Source organism: Methylobacterium sp. WL103, from assembly GCF_008039885.1.
GTDB lineage: Bacteria > Pseudomonadota > Alphaproteobacteria > Rhizobiales > Beijerinckiaceae > Methylobacterium > Methylobacterium cerastii.
This window is the reverse complement of record NZ_VRUX01001262.1, coordinates 1-477: the sequence shown is the minus strand read 5'-3', so window position 1 is coordinate 477 and position 477 is coordinate 1. Positions and strand designations below refer to the sequence as shown.

Annotated in this window: 1 pseudogene; it reads left to right on the top strand. The window is 76.9% G+C overall.

The features are described 5' to 3' along the window. A pseudogene (locus FV222_RS28915) lies at positions 1-271 on the top strand (single-stranded-DNA-specific exonuclease RecJ); the annotation flags it as partial. Between the last annotated feature and the right edge of the window lie 206 nt (positions 272-477).

The following is a 477-nucleotide window of genomic DNA, read 5'->3' as shown; positions in this document are numbered from 1 at the left end:
GGGCGCGCCGGAGCCGGTCTTCGCCCTGCCGCGCCACCGCATCGTCGATGCCGGCCTCGTCGGCCACGGCCATGTTCGCGCGCGCCTGCGCAGCCGCGACGGCCAAGCGGTCGGCGCGATCAGCTTCCGGAGCGCGCAAGGCCCGCTCGGACAGGCGATCCTCGCGGGAATCGGCTCCGAGTTCCACGTCGCCGGCACGCTGGCCTGCGACCGTTGGCGCGGGGCCGAGCGGGCGCAGGTCCGCATCTGCGATCTCAGCCCCGCGACCTGAGCGCCGCCGCGGAGCCGGCCTCGGCCCCGGCGCTCTCGCGACATCGTTAACGCGGCGTGCAGGCGCCGCGCCGTAAGCTCTCCGCATGCGCCTCCTCCTCTCCGCCACCCTCCTCCTCGCCGCGGCGCCGGCCTGCGCCGGCGGGGCCGAGGAGTTCTTCCTCGGCCGCCCGCCCTCGGTCGGCGTGGTGCAGGGCGGCCGAGGAA